This window comes from Methylomonas sp. EFPC3 (genome assembly GCF_029643245.1).
In the GTDB taxonomy this organism is placed as follows: Bacteria; Pseudomonadota; Gammaproteobacteria; order Methylococcales; family Methylomonadaceae; genus Methylomonas; species Methylomonas koyamae_B.
In genome coordinates this window covers 1,968,255-1,984,577 of record NZ_CP116398.1, presented here as the reverse complement: position 1 = coordinate 1,984,577, position 16,323 = coordinate 1,968,255, and the positions used below count along the sequence as shown (strand labels likewise).

The following is a 16,323-nucleotide window of genomic DNA, read 5'->3' as shown; positions in this document are numbered from 1 at the left end:
GATTTAGTTCAACATAACCTTTTCCATCTCCCTGCAGACTTCCCGCGTCCGTTCGATGGCTTCTTCCAGTTGTTCCGCAGTGAGCCCTAAATCCTGCAGGGCGTTGGCGGTTTCATCGCCCGTTTGCGTTAGCCCGGCGCGAGCGAAAACAGCTCTTTCGGCACAGCGGTGTACCAGATGCAGCAACGCGGTTTCCTTACGGTAGGTTTCCGCGTGATCCGGAGTGGGTTGGTAATGAACGATATCCTGAAAATGTCCCGGCAATTGCCATTGAGCCATTAGCTTGGCGCCAATTTCGCCATAATGCATTCCTAACAACTGTTCCTCGACCAAATGCAGTTGCCGTTGGCCGGACCGGGCGCTTTCCAATGCGCGTTTGGCCAGTTCCGGTAACTTGGCATAGATCACCAAATGACCGATTTCGTGAAGCAAACCGATCACAAACAAACGCTCGCCTTGGGGGATTTTTAAATGACGTGCCAATAATCGGGTCAATACCGCCGAGAACAAGCTGAAGCGCCAGAATGCTTTCAATGGCACGATTTCGTTAGGCAGTTGCAAGGAGCCGATCGCGGAGGTTGCCAAGACCAAATCGTGCAATTGGCCGATACCCAGCATACTGACGGCTTGATTGAGGCTGCCGATTTTTCCGGGAAAGCCAAAAAAAGCGCTGTTGGCGACTTTAAGTACGGCGACCGTCAAATTGGGGTCGGAACTTACCACCTCGACAAACTGGTCGATATCCGACCTCGGATCGTCGATCAAGGTTCTGAGTCTTTGGTAAATCTCCGGCAGGGAAATCAAGCCTTTGATTTCCTCTAATATTTTCTCAATCGCGCTGGCTTCAGAGGCGGGGGCGACGGGTTTAAGCAACATAATTCTCCAACACGGGCATTAAACAGTCGATGCAGAGTATAGAGGGTAAACGGGAAACTGCGCCGATGCGGTTGCCGCGACGGGGAGGGCCGTCGCCGGGCAAGAGCCAAGGCGGGGTCGGCAAAGTGGCGGGCGATGCGGTTACGTTACCGATTACTCGTCTCAATCACAGACTGAATCTGCCGGAACGGCTAAACTCTGCCTATATCTCGACAGCCGGACATTGATGGTGCCGGCTATTTTCAGTCTACCGGCGTGAGTTTGGGACTATGCATTCGAAATTGCGTCAAACACATTATCACTCCAAACCGATTTTGGAGGAGTTGGAATCCCGGCAATTGTTTTCTGCCGGCGTCGAAGGTCTGCTCACCGAGCCGATGCTGGACCCGAACGCGGTCTATGCCAATGCCAATGCCAATCCGGCACCGGTCGCGGAAACCCAACAGCCGTCGGCACAGAATTCCGGCAATCAAGCTCCCCGCAATGAAATCGTATTTGTCGACACCCGCGTGGACGGCTACCAGACGCTGCTCAACGATATCAAAAGCAGCGACGTCTCCGACCGCAATCTGGAAATCATTGCGCTGGACAGCAACAGTGACGGGATCCAACAAATCAGCCAAGTTCTGGCCGAGCGGGACAACCTGGATGCGGTACACATCATCTCTCACGGTAGCGACGGCAGCCTGGATTTGGGTAACAGCCAACTGAATTTCGACACCTTAATTCGCAATCAGACCGACATCAGCGCCTGGGGCGATTCGTTCAATCAAAACGGCGACATCCTGCTCTACGGCTGTAATGTCGCCGAAACACAGTTCGGCCAGAGCTTTGTCGACTATTTGGCCGGGATTACCAATACCGAAATCGCCGCATCGGAGGATGCTACTGGCAGCGCGGATTTGGGTGGCGATTGGCAGCTGGAATATCAAACCGGCGCCATTGAAAGCCAGGTTGCTGTCAGCGCCAGCCTGCAACAAGAATGGACGGATGTGTTGGCCGTGACAGCCAACGGCACCGTCACCTCTACGCAAGCCACGAATACGACAAGCCTCACCTGGTCCCACACGGTGTCCAACGGTACCGACAGAGCGCTATTTGTCGAAATTGCCGTTGATGGCGTAGGCGCCAGCGTTAACAGTGTCAAATACGGTACCGCCGATCTTGTCCGTGTCGGACGCACGGCCGGCAATCATGCCGTTGAAATCTGGGCATTGGTAAATCCCACCGTGGGCACCAATAACGTGGTCATTACATTTGGCGGAAATACCGACGCGGCAGCGGGCGCGTCGACATTCAATGGCGTGGATCAAACAACACCTTACGGCACTTATGCGGGCAACAGTGGCACAACCGGTTTGCTGGGGGGGACTGGATCGGTCAATGTGGCCAGTGCCACAGGTGATCTGGTTATTGACGTACAGTATTGGAAAGATGCTTTGGCCAGCACGGCAGGCACAGGACAAACGTCGCAATGGACCAGTTCGTCACTCTTGAGTTTGGCAAAGGGCGGGTCTTCTGTGGAGGCGGGGGCAAGCTCGGTGACGATGAGCGGTTCGTCTTTAATTGCCTTTACTGACTGGACGATTGGCGCGGTATCGATCAAAGCTGCAACCGCAGCTCCGGTGGTGACGACGACGGGAACTGCGTTGAGTTACACCGAAAATACTTCAACGGCGGTCGATAATGCCATTACCGTTACCGATTCGGACAGTACCAATCTGGTCGGCGCTACGATTTCGATTTCCTCCGGCTTTGTCAGCGGTCAGGACACCTTGGCGTTTACCAATCAAAACGGCATTACCGGTAGTTGGAACGCCAGCACCGGGATTCTGACGCTGACCGGCAACGCGACCGTCGCCAATTACCAAACCGCGCTGCGCAGTATTACCTACACAAACTCATCCGACGCGCCCAATACCGCGACCCGGACGGTCTCGTTTGTCGTGAATGACGGCTCCAATGCCAGTGCCGCTGCGACAAGGACTATCTCGATTACCGCCGTCAACGACGCGCCCAGCGATCTCTACGCCATTAGCGGTGTAGCCGAATCCAGTCTGATCGGGGTTTATGGATTCACCAACCCAAGCAATCTGGGCCGCGACGCCGCCGGCAACAACGCGCCGATGACCTTATACGGCAATCCGGGCCAGACCACAGGCCCCAGTGGTTCCGGCGCACTCGATCTGGCCGGCGGCACATCCGGTCAGTATGGCGACATTGTCGGGATTACCACCGGCGGCGCCATGACCTTTGCCGCTTCGGTGAAATTCGATAGTACCGGCGATTGGCAGCGGGTGTTCGATTTCGGCCAAACCACTAGCGGTGGAATCGGCAACGTCTATGTCGGTCGGGAATGGAACACCAACAACCTGACCTTCACCATCGAAAAAAATGGCGTATACACCTATCGCGCCACCGCCAATAGTGTCATCACCAATGGCTCATGGCTGCATTTCGCTGCCACGGTGGATACGTCCGGCAATATGAAGCTTTATGTCAATGGCAACCTGGCGGCCTCCACAGCTGGCGTGGCGCTGGAGACAGGCGTTCGCAGCAACAACTTCATCGGCAAATCGCATTGGGGCGGCGACGCGGCGTTTGATGGCGCCATCGACAATTTCGTCGTCGCCAATAGCGTGATGACTGCCAGTCAAGTGGCGGCGCTGTATCAACAAACCAGCGGCTTTACCGTCGCCGAGAACGCCGCCAACGGCACTGTGATTGGCACGGTGGTGGGCTTCGATGTCGATGCCAGCGCCAATCCCAGCTACAGCCTGACAGACAGCGCCGGCGGACGCTTTGCCATCAGTTCCAGCAATGGCACGCTGACGGTAGCGGATGGCTCCTTGCTGAATTACGAGGCCGCCACCAGCCACTCCGTTACCGTGCAGGTCACCGATTCCCTGGGCGCAAGCTATTCGGAAACCTATTCGGTCAACTTGTCGAACGTAGTCGAAGCCCCATCGGCAACCAACCTCAGCGCATCGGAAACCTATACCGAGGACACCGCGCTTAATCTGACCGATATCGTCATCACCCGCGGCGACAGCGCGACCGTTACCGCCACCTTGACTTTGTCCAATGCCGCCGCCGGCAGCTTGAACACCAGCACCTCGGGCGCGGTGACTTCAACCTACAACGCCGCTACTGGCGTCTGGACCGCCAGCGGCGCCGTCGCCGACGTCAACACCTTGTTGGCCGGCCTGACCTTTACCCCGGCAAGCAACTTCAACAGCAATTTCACCATCGCCACCAGCGTCAGCGACGGTGTGCTAGCGGCAGTGACCGGCACCAAAGCCATGACCGGCACGGCGGTCAATGACGCCCCCGTTCTCACCTTCATCAGCGGCAATTTTAATTATCCCGAGAATTACGGGGCTGTCATCGTGTCAAGCAGCGCGACTGTCACTGATGTGGATTCGGCGAATTTCGATACCGGGCAGATGAGGGTCTATTTTTCCGCCAACGGCCAAGCAGAAGATCGTATCGGTATTCAAAACCAAGGCTCCGGAGCCGGCCAGATTGGTGTGTCGGGTACCAATGTCAGCTATGGCGGCGTTGTGATTGGCACCTACACCGGTGGAACCGATGGCAGTACGCCGCTGGTGGTGACCTTTAATGCCAATGCGACAGTCGAGGCGGTACAAGCCTTGGCACGCAGCATTACCTACCAGAATGTGTCCGACAATCCATCGACGGCGGTCAGAACCATGGCCGGCTATGTGACCGACGGAGACGGCGGTACCAGCAATATTGTTTCGGGCACCCTAACCATAATTCCAGCCAATGACGCTCCGGTGATCTCCGCCGTCGAAGCCACGACGCTGGCGTATACCGAGAACGGCGCCGCGACGGCGATTACCTCTACGCTGGCACTTACCGACGTGGATAACGCCAATCTGAGCAGCGCCACGATAAGCATCAGCGGCAATTTCGTTGCCGGGCAGGACGTGCTGGCTTTTACCAGCCAAAACGGCATCACCGGCAGTTGGAATGCAACCACCGGTGTGTTGACGTTGACTGGCAGCGCCAGCGTCGCCAATTATCAAACCGCACTGCGCAGTGTCACTTACGTCAATACCTTCGACAATCCCACTACCACGACCCGCACTGTATCTTTCACTGTCAATGACGGTGCCGCCAACAGTAACAGTTTAACGCGGGCTATCTCTGTGGCGTCCGTAAACGACGCCCCCAGTTTTTCGGTTGGCAACGGTCGCAATTTCACCGTTATGAGCGGCATGCAATTCGGCAATGCGGTCACCCAGCAAGCCGACGGCAAATACATTTTGGTGGGTTGGAGCGACGGCGCCGGAACACGAGATTTTGCCGTGGCTCGTTACAACACGGACGGTACGCTCGATACCAGTTTTGGTAGCGGCAACGGTTACGTGATTACCGCCATTGGCAGTGGCGCGGACGAAGCGCAAGACGTGCAAGTGCTGGCGAATGGCAAGATTTTGGTGCTGGGTTATTCCGTGAATGGTGTTGGATACGATGTGGCCCTGGTGCAATACAACGCCGACGGCACATTAGACACCAGTTTCGGCGGTGGCACCGGCAAGGCGGTATCCGGTTTATCTGGATCGGATGATGGCTATAGCTTTGCGGTGCAAAGCGACGGCAAAATTTTGGTTGCCGGCAGCTATGGCAACGATTTCATGCTGATGCGGTTTAACAGCAATGGTTCTGTTGATACCAGCTTTGGTACATCGGGTGTGGTTACTACCGATTTTAGTGGTGGCTCGGACACTGCCCGCAGCATGGTCGTACAAGCCGATGGCAAAATCGTCCTTGCCGGCCAAGCCTATAACAGCACTACCTACGCTGACTTTGCCGTAGCCCGCTACAACAGCAATGGTTCGTTGGATACCAGCTTCAACGGCACGGGCAAGGTCACTATTGATGTCGGCACCAACAGCACGGATCAGGGCTACGGCGTTGCGTTGCAATCTGACGGAAAAATAGTACTGAGTGGTTTTACCAACGCGGCGGGTACCACCGACAATGCGTTGGTCCGGCTGAACGCTAATGGCTCCCTGGATACCAGTTTCGGCGGCACCGGCAAAGTAATCGTTGCGATCGGCAGTGGCAGTGACTTTGCTTTGGATGTAAAAATCCAGTCTGACGGCAAAATCCTGACCAGCGGCTATTCCAGCGGCTCGGGCAATGATTTCAGCGTGGTGCGCTATAACAGTGACGGCACATTGGACACGACTTTTGGCGGTACCGGAAAAGTAACGACCAATTTCAATGCCACGACCGATGACCGGGGAACTCGGCTGTACTTGCAGGGCGACGGCAAAATCGTGGTTGCCGGCTCGACGGACCAAAGCGGCAGTTACGATCTGGCTATTGCGCGTTATAACAGCGACGGTTCGCTGGATACCTCCTTCAATGCTACCACCAATACCCTGGGCAGTACGATCAGCTATACCGAAAATGCGGCGGCTGTGGTTATTGATAGCGATGTACAGATTTTCGACAGCGAATTGTCATCAAGCAATTTTAATGGCATGACGCTGAGCATCGTTCGCAATGGCGGCGCCAACAGCCAGGATGTTTTCGGCGCGAGCGGCAGCCTTGCCACGTTGACGGAAGGCGGCAATCTAACGGTCGGTGGCGTTATTATTGGTACAGTAACCACCAACAGCAACGGCACATTGCTGCTGACGTTCAACAGCAATGCCACCAACACGCTGGCCAATTCGGCGATCAGGCAAATTACCTACCGCAACACCAGCGATGCGCCACCTGCCAGCGTGCAATTAAACTGGACCTTGAACGACGCTAACGCGGGCACCCAAGGTAGCGGCGGGGCGTTAACGGGCAGCGGGATTACCACGGTCAACATCACGGCGGTCAACGACGCGCCAGTGATTTCCGCCGTCGAAGCCGCCTCGTTGGCATATACCGAGAACGCTAGCGCTACGGTGGTTACTGCAACGCTGACTCTGGCGGATCTTGACAACGCCAACCTGACCGGCGCCACGGTACAAATCACCGGAAACTTCGCCACCGGCCAGGACGTGCTGGCATTCAGCGATCAAAACGGCATCACCGGCAGTTGGAATGCCACCACCGGTACGCTGACTTTATCCGGTTCGGCCACCGTCGCCCAGTACCAGACCGCGCTGCGTTCTGTTACCTACCAGAACACCAGCGATACTCCATCCACCGCCAGCCGCACCGTGAGTTTCAGCGTCACCGATGGCACAACCGCCAGCAACGTGGCGACGCGGAGCATAGCGGTCACAGCAGTCAACGATGCGCCGACATTCAGTAACCTGAATGGCACGCCTACCTTTATCGAAAACGGTGCCGCGGTGGTACTCGATGCCGACGTCAGCCTGTTCGATACCGAGTTGTCGGCTGCCGATAATTTCAGCGGTGCAACCCTCACTTTGGCCCGTCATGGCGGCGCCAACGCCGATGATGCCTTGGCTTTTGACGGCATCACCGTGACCGTCAGCGGGACCGACGTGTTTGTCAGCGGCGTGCAGGTTGGTACCTACACCTTTAGCGGCGGCCAGATGGACATCACCTTCGGCGCCAATGCAACCAGTGCGCGGGTCAACACCTTGATGCGCAACATCGTCTATTGGAGCTGGAGCGATGCGCCGCCGGCCAGCGTGCAGATCGACTGGACCTTCAGCGATGCCAACGCCGGCAGCCAAGGCAGCGGCGGCACGCTGACAGCCACCGGCAGTACCACGGTAAGCATTACCGCCGTCAATGATGCGCCGGTGCTATCGGCTATAGAAGCCACGACATTGGCCTATACCGAGAACGGCAACGCTACGGCGATAACCGCGACGCTGGCATTGAGCGATGCCGACAACGCCAACTTGACCGGCGCCACGGTACAAATCACCGGCAATTACGCGTCCGGACAAGACGTGCTGGCGTTAAGCGATCAAAACGGCATTACCGGCAGTTGGGACAGCAACACCGGCACGCTGACCTTGTCAGGCAGCGCCAGCGTGGCCCAGTATCAAAGCGCACTGCGTTCGGTGACCTATCAAAACACCAGCGATGCACCGTCCACCGCCAGCCGCACCGTAAGTTTCAGCGTCACCGACAGCACGACATCAAGCAATACCGTAACGCGTAGCCTCTCGGTGGCGGCGGTCAACGACGCGCCAACGGCAACGATTACCCCGGCCAGCTATAGTGCCACCGAACAAACCAGCCTGACCTTACACGGTACCGGGCTGAGTATCGCCGATGTCGATGCCGGCAGCGCTAGCGTGCAGGCAACCCTATCGGTGGTATCCGGCACCTTGACGGCCAGCGCCGGCACGACGGGGGTGACCGTATCCGGCTCCGGCACCAGTTCAATCACTTTGACCGGCAGCCTCAGCCAAATCAACAACCTGCTGGCCGGGAATGCCAGCGGCTCGCTGAGCTATATCATCAATTCCGATACCCCGCCGGCCAGTGATACTTTGACCCTGAGCGTCAACGACCAGGGCAATACCGGCTCGGGCGGCGCGCTGACCGGTTTTGATGTGGCTACGATCGATATCACGGCGGTCAACGATGCACCGGTCAATACCGTTTACGGCGATGGCACCATTGTGCCGGAAGACTCGGTGATTCAATTGCTGGGCTCGGTGGTGATCGCCGATGCCGACAGCGGTTCGGGTACGCTGACCACCACACTGTCAGTCAGTGCAGGCGCCGGGGTGCTGTCCGCAATATCCGCCGCCGGTGTGACGATCAGCGGTAGCGGCACCAATACTTTGACACTGTCCGGCGACGTCGCTTCGATCAATGCCTTTTTTGCCTCGGCGGCCACCGCACCAGTGTTTACCGCGACGGCCGACTATAACGGCGCGGTTTCTTTTACCGTGGTGACCACGGACAACGGCAATTCCGGCAGCGGCGGCGCCTTGTCGGACAGCGATACCATCAGCGGTTCAATCTCGGCCGTTGCCGACATCATTAACGACAGCGTTACCACCAATGAAGATACCCCGGTGACCTTCAACCCGCTGGCTAACGATACCTTCGAAAATGCCGGCCGTTATATTTCTGCTATCGACGGCACCAGCGTCAGTAGCGGCCAAACGGTCGCCATCACCGGCGGCAACGTCACTTTAAATGCCAACGGCAGCTTGACCTTCACGCCCACCGCCAACAGCAACGGCGCGACTAGCTTCAGCTATACCGTGACATCAGGAGTTACCACCGAGACCGCAACCGTTGCGCTGACGATCAATCCGGTCAACGACGCCCCGGTGCTGACCAGCGCCAGCCTCACCTTGAACGAGGGTCAAACCGTCACCCTGACGGCGGCTAACTTCGGTGTGACCGATCCTGATAACAGCAGTTTTACCTACACGCTTAGCAGCATCTCGGGTGGTTATTTCCAGCTGACGACCAATCCCGGCGTCGCCGTCACCAGTTTCACCACCGCCCAACTCGGCGCTGGTCAGGTGCAGTTCGTCGATGACGGCAACGAAGTGGCGCCGAGCTTCAGCGTGACGGTGAGTGATGGCTCGGCGAATTCCAATACGCTGGCGGCAACCGTCAACTATACCGCTGTCAACGACGCGCCGACAGACATTGTCGCGACGCGCTATCTGTCAGATCAGAGTTATCAGAGTCAATCGATGTATGACTTGACCATAAATACCGGGCATAGCGGTTATGGCATTGTCCTGGACGGGGTCAATTACGCACGGGGCTTGGGCACCCATCCAGGTCCCGCCGGCAATGGTTACGGTTATGTCGATTACGCAGTTAACGGCGCCACGTCGTTCAAGGCCACAATCGGCATCAACGATTACCAAACCGGCTTGTATGGTAGTGTGCGTTTCTATGTTTATGTCGATGGCGTACAGACCTATAGCAGTGGAGTTCTGGATTCCGCCAGCACACCTATTGACCTGAACATTAGCGTTGCCGGCGCCAGCACGATAAGGCTGGCGGTCGACAACGCCAATAACGGCAATGCGTTCGATCACGGTGTTTGGGCGAACGCCCGCCTGGAAGGCGGTAGCGTAGCACTAAGCAGCATTGCCGAGAATGCCGCTAATGGCGCGGTGGTAGGTACAGTGGTGGGTTTGGATAATGACCCGCATGAAAACTGGAGTTATGCACTCACTGATAACGCGGGCGGCCGTTTTGCGATCAACACTGCTACCGGCCAAATCACGGTAGCCGACGGCAGTCTGCTTAACTATGAGGCTGCCGCCAGTCACAACATTACGGTTCGCGCAACCGACACCGGCGGGCTGAGCGTCGACAAAACATTTACCCTCTCGCTAACCAATGTTAACGAGGCACCCGTTATCAATAGCGCGTCGCTAAGCTTGAACGAAGGCGATACCGTCACCTTGTCCGCCGCCAATTTCGGCGTGACCGATCCGGATAACAGTAGCTTTACCTACACGGTCAGTAGCGTCAGCGGCGGCTACTTCCAACTCACGACCAACCCCGCTGTCAGTGTCACCAGCTTCACCAGCGCCCAGCTCAGCGCTGGTCAAGTCCAGTTCGTCGATGACGGCAACGAGGTCGCCCCAAATTTCAGTGTCACGGTCAATGACGGCGCGCTAGATTCCAACACTTTGGCGGCTACGATCAATTACACGGCCGTCAACGACAACGCCCCGGTGATCAGCTCGGGCAGCACAGCAAGCGTGAATGAGAACAGTACCGTCAGCACGGTGGTCTACACCGCCAGCGGCAGCGATGCCGACGGCAACGCGCTGACCTGGAGTTTGAGTGGTACCGATGCGGCCTTGTTGAGCATCGACGCCACCACCGGGGCCGTCACCCTCAACGCCCCGGCCGACTACGAAACTAAGACCAGCTACAGTTTCAATGTAGTAGCCAGTGACGGCACCTTTAGCAGCAATCAGGCCGTGACCTTGGCGGTCCACAACCTCAATGACAACGCGGTCGTGGGGCCGACCGACGCTAACAACAGTGTAAATACGGTGGCCGAGAACGCCGCCAATGGCACGGTCGTCGGTATTACCGCGCTGGCCTCCGATGCCGATACCGGTGCCACGATCAGTTACAGCCTGACCGACAATGCCGGCGGCCGCTTCGCCATCGACAGCACGACCGGTGTCGTCACCGTCGCTGACGGCAGTTTGCTGGATTACGAGACCGCCACCAGCCACAGCATCACGGTGCTGGCGACCAGTTCGGATGGTTCGACCAACAGTCAGACCTTCAGCATTGCTGTGACCAATGTCAACGACAATCCGGTCTCCGCTGTCAGTGACAGCGATACCAGTCTTAACACCATCAGCGAGAACGCCGCCAATGGCACGGTCGTCGGGATTACCGCCCTGGCCTCCGATGCCGATACCGGTGCCACGCTCAGTTACAGCCTGACCGACAATGCCGGTGGCCGCTTCGCCATCGACAGCACGACCGGTGTCGTCACCGTCGCCAACGGCAGTTTGCTGGATTACGAGACCGCCACCAGCCACAGCATCACGGTGCTGGCGACCAGTTCCGATGGCTCGACCAATAGTCAGACCTTCAGCATTGCCGTGACCAATGTCAACGACAATCCGGTCTCGGCGGTCAGTGACAGCGATACCAGTCTTAACACCATCAGCGAGAACGCCGCCAATGGCACGGTCGTCGGCATTACCGCCCTGGCCTCCGATGCCGACACGGGTGCCACGATCAGTTACAGCCTGACCGACAATGCCGGTGGCCGCTTCGCCATCGACAGCACGACCGGTGTCGTCACCGTCGCTGACGGCAGTTTGCTGGATTACGAGACCGCCACCAGCCACAGCATCACGGTGCTGGCGACCAGTTCCGATGGCTCGACCAATAGTCAGACCTTCAGCATTGCTGTGACCAATGTCAACGACAATCCGGTCAGCGCCATCACTGACAGTAACGCCACGGCCAACAGTGTGGCGGAGAACGCCGCCAATGGCACGGTCGTCGGCATTACCGCGCTGGCCTCCGATGCCGATACCGGTGCCACGATCAGTTACAGCCTGACCGACAATGCCGGCGGCCGCTTCGCCATCGACAGCACGACCGGTGTCGTCACCGTCGCCAACGGCAGTTTGCTGGATTACGAGACCGCCACCAGCCACAGCATCACGGTGCTGGCGACCAGTTCGGATGGTTCGACCAACAGTCAGACCTTCAGCATTGCTGTGACCAATGTCAACGACAATCCGGTCTCCGCTGTCAGTGACAGCGATACCAGTCTTAACACCATCAGCGAGAACGCCGCCAATGGCACGGTCGTCGGGATTACCGCCCTGGCCTCCGATGCCGATACCGGTGCCACGCTCAGTTACAGCCTGACCGACAATGCCGGTGGCCGCTTCGCCATCGACAGCACGACCGGTGTCGTCACCGTCGCCAACGGCAGTTTGCTGGATTACGAGACCGCCACCAGCCACAGCATCACGGTGCTAGCGACCAGTTCGGATGGTTCTACGAACAGCCAAAGCTTTACGATCGCTGTCAGCAACCTGAATGACAATCCGGTCTCTACAGTCAGCGACAGCAACGCCACGGCCAACAGTGTGGCGGAGAACGCCGCCACCGGCACCGTGGTGGGTGTCACGGCTCTGGCCAGCGATGCCGATGCCGGTGCCACGATCAGTTACAGCCTGACCGATAATGCCGGCGGCCGCTTCGCCATCGACAGCACGACCGGGGTGGTTACCGTCGCCGATGGCAGTTTGCTGGACTACGAGACCGCCACCAGCCATAGCATCACCGTGTTGGCGACCAGTTCCGACGGCTCGACCAATACTGAAAGCTTTACGATTAATCTCAGCAACCTCAACGACAACCCGGTCGGCACCCTCACGGACAGCAACGCCACGATCAACAGCGTGGCGGAGAACGCCGCCAACGGCACCGTGGTCGGCATCACCGCCCTGGCGACCGATGCCGATAGTGGCACGACGCTCAGCTACAGTCTGAGCGACAACGCCGGCGGCCGCTTCGCCATCGACAGCAGCACCGGTGTCATCACCGTCGCCGACGGCAGTTTGTTGGATTACGAGACCGCCACCAGCCATAGCATTACAGTGCTGGCGACCAGCAGCGACGGTTCAACGAACAGCCAAAGTTTTACGATCGCTGTCAGCAACCTCAACGACAATCCGGTCAACACCCTCACCGACAGCAACGCCACCGCAAACAGTGTGGCCGAGAACGCGGCCAGCGGCACGGTCGTGGGTGTCACCGCCCTGGCGACCGACGCCGACAGCGGCGCCACGCTCAGTTACAGCCTGACCGACAATGCCGGCGGCCGCTTCGCCATCGACAGCAATACCGGTGTCGTCACCGTTGCCGACGGCAGCTTGCTGGACTACGAGACCGCCACCAGTCATAGCATCACGGTGCTGGCGACCAGCAGCGACGGTTCAACAAACAGTCAAAGCTTTACGATCAATGTCGTCAACCTCAACGACAACCCGGTCTCGTCAGTCAGCGACAGCAACTCCACCGCCAACAGTGTGGCCGAGAACGCCGCCAATGGCGCGTTAGTCGGCATCACCGCCTTGGCCACCGACGCCGACAGCGGCGCGTCTATCAGCTACAGCCTCAGCGACAATGCCGGCGGCCGCTTCGCCATCGACAGTAGTACCGGTGTCGTCACCGTTGCCGACGGCAGTTTGCTGGACTATGAGAGCGCCACCAGCCATAGCGTCACGGTGCTGGCGACCAGTTCGGATGGCTCAACGAACAGTCAGACCTTCAGCATTGCCGTGACCAATGTCAACGACAATCCGGTCAGCGTAGTCACCGACAGCAACGCCACGGTCAACAGCGTGACTGAAAACGCCGCCAACGGCGCAGTGGTCGGCATCACGGCTCTAGCCACCGACGCCGACAGTGGCGCGACCATCAGTTACAGCCTCAGCGACGATGCCGGCGGCCGCTTCGCCATCGACACCAGTACGGGTGTCGTCACCGTCGCCGACGGCAGTTTACTGGATTACGAAACTGCCACCAGTCATAGCATTACCGTATTGGCAACCAGCAGTGATGGTTCATCGAACAGCCAAAGCTTTACGATCGCTGTCACCAACCTGAACGACAACCCGGTCTCTACAGTCAGCGACAGCAACGCCACCGCAAACAGTGTGGCCGAGAACGCCGCCAACGGCACTGTGGTAGGCATCACGGCTCTAGCCACCGACGCCGACAGCGGTGCCACGATCAGTTACAGCCTAAGCGACGATGCCGGCGGCCGCTTTGCCATCGACAGCAGCACCGGTGTCGTCACCGTCGCCGACGGCAGTTTGCTGGACTATGAGAGCGCCACCAGCCATAGCATCACCGTGTTGGCGACCAGTTCCGACGGCTCGACCAATACTGAAAGCTTTACGATTAATCTCAGCAACCTCAACGACAACCCGGTCGGCACCCTCACGGACAGCAACGCCACGATCAACAGCGTGGCGGAGAACGCCGCCAACGGCACCGTGGTCGGCATCACCGCCCTGGCGACCGATGCCGATAGTGGCACCACCATCAGCTACAGCCTGACCGACGATGCCGGCGGCCGCTTCGCCATCGACAGCAGTACGGGTGTCGTCACCGTCGCCGACGGCAGTTTGTTGGATTACGAAACGGCGACCAGCCACAGCATTACGGTACTGGCAACCAGTTCGGACGGTTCCACCAACAGTCAGACCTTCAGCATCGCCGTGACCAATGTCAACGACAATCCGGTCAGCATCATCACCGACAGCGATACTGCTCTCAATACAATCAGTGAGAACGCCGCCAATGGCACGGTCGTCGGCATTACCGCCCTGGCGAGCGATGCCGATGCCGGTGCCACGATCAGTTACAGCCTCAGCGACGATGCCGGCGGCCGCTTTGCCATCGACAGCAGCACCGGCATCGTCACCGTTGCCGACGGCAGCTTGCTGGATTACGAGACCGCCACCAGCCACAGCATTACGGTGTTGGCGACCAGTTCGGATGGCTCGACCAACAGTCAGACCTTTAGCATTGCCGTGACCAATGTCAACGACAACGCCCCGGTTCTAAGCAGTGCCAATATGACGTTAAGCGAAGGTCAGACAGTGACTCTTGCCGCATCCAACTTTGGCGTCAATGATCCGGATAACACCAGTTTTAGCTATATTGTGAGCAATGTTAGCGGCGGTTATTTCCAAATAGCCAGTAATCCAGGGGTCGCCATCACCAGCTTCACAACCGCCCAGCTAGTCGCCGATCAAATTCAGTTTGTCGACGACGGCGATGAAGTGACGCCGAGCTTCAGTGTTACGGTCAATGATGGCGCGTTGGAATCCAATACCGTGGCCGCGACGATCAACTATACCGGCGTCAACGATGCGCCAGTCATCGGTAGCGCGACACTGACCTTGAGCCAAGGCCAGACCGTTACGCTGAGTGCCGCCAATTTCGGCGTCAGCGACCCTGATAGCGCCAGCTTCACTTACACAGTCTCCAGCGTCAGTGGCGGTTACTTCCAATTGACCGGTAACCCCGGTGCCAGCGTCACCAGCTTCAGTAGCGCCCAGTTGGCTGCCGGCCAAGTGCAATTTGTCGACGACGGCAATGAGGTGGTTCCGAATTTCAGCGTCACCGTCAACGATGGCGGCGCGAGTTCTAACCTGGTGAATGCCGAAATTACCTACTCAAGTAGTGATGATAAGACAAACGGTTTTCGTGAAATAATTAGATACAATCAGACAAATGGTTCGGATCGTAAAGATCAAACCGAGCAGTCTGTAGGCGATAAAGTACTAAGTTCCGCCGCTATTTTCGATCAAGTTAATAATGTTTTTGGCGAAAGTGTTGCTGTTACTCAAATAGTCAATAATGAGATTGAAGGGATAAATAATGTTGATATTTTAGTTTCGGTGGATCAAGGCTCATCGGAAGTTGACAAAAATAATGTCAAGTTATCAGCTTATGTGCAGGATAATCTATTGCAGGAACAACGTCGCGATATCGTCAGAAAACAGAACTTTCAATTAAAAAACTCCGCTTTGGAGCAATACAGCACCGATACCGAATCTGTCCTTTCCGAACAAGAGGAAATAGAGTTTTGGAATAGATTGGATCACATTCGCCAGCAGATGAGCGATCCTGACGCCGTTGCGGATGCTAACCCGGTAAACGTTAAAATCATACTGGGTACTAGCGCGAGCCTGACTGCCGGTTTTGTGAGCTGGATACTACGCGCAGGATCGCTGATGGCGAGCTTTATGTCTACCGTGCCGTTGTTGAAACGGTTTGATCCTTTGCCGGTTCTAAGATCCGCCAGGAAAGATGCGGATTCTGTAGACGGAAGCAAAAAAGATCAATCATCAAACCCGGCCGACTCGGAAGATAGCGATAAATAAGTATCGATTTATTTGGGTTTAGTATTTTGCCGTAGTTTTTTTAATATCATGGATTCAGTAAAAAATACCATTGGCGTTTTGTTGCCGGCAATGCGAATAAGTTTTG

Annotated in this window: 2 protein-coding genes; one reads left to right on the top strand and one right to left on the bottom strand. The window is 57.2% G+C overall.

The features are described 5' to 3' along the window. Positions 1-3: 3 nt before the first annotated feature. Positions 4-876: an HDOD domain-containing protein gene (locus tag PL263_RS08810; protein WP_278212663.1), complete on the bottom strand. Its 873-nt coding sequence runs from the start codon at positions 874-876 to the stop codon at positions 4-6. A gap of 269 nt (positions 877-1,145) precedes the next feature. On the opposite strand from PL263_RS08810, the gene PL263_RS08805 reads away from it, so the two are divergent. Beyond that, the gene (locus PL263_RS08805) at positions 1,146-16,217 is read left to right on the top strand and encodes a cadherin domain-containing protein (protein ID WP_278212662.1); all 15,072 of its coding nucleotides are present in this window, start codon (positions 1,146-1,148) and stop codon (positions 16,215-16,217) included. Positions 16,218-16,323: the final 106 nt, after the last annotated feature.

Coding starts and splice junctions, on each gene's coding strand:
- PL263_RS08805 (WP_278212662.1), top strand. CDS start 1,146: ATGCATTCGAAATTGCGTCAAACACATTATCACTCCAAACCGATTTTG.
- PL263_RS08810 (WP_278212663.1), bottom strand. CDS start 876: ATGTTGCTTAAACCCGTCGCCCCCGCCTCTGAAGCCAGCGCGATTGAG.